Raw genomic sequence first — 216 nt, forward strand, 5'->3', positions numbered from 1 at the left:
GCTCGCCGTTGCGCTTTGCGGCGCCCCGCACATAGCTGTCTTTCCCGCCGCGGGGCTCGCTCGTCGTTGCGCTTTGCGGCGCCGCGTACGTAGCCGTCTTTCCCGCCGCGGGTCGTCTCGTCGTTGCGCCTGCGGCGGGCTGGGTGGGTGTCGGGTGCGGTGACGGGCCTCCGGGGCCGGTTGTGTGGACTGCTGACGCTTTACGTCCACACAACC

Origin of the sequence: Streptomyces sp. NPDC048196 (assembly GCF_040652715.1) — a bacterium.
Classification (GTDB): domain Bacteria; phylum Actinomycetota; class Actinomycetes; order Streptomycetales; family Streptomycetaceae; genus Streptomyces; species Streptomyces siderophoricus.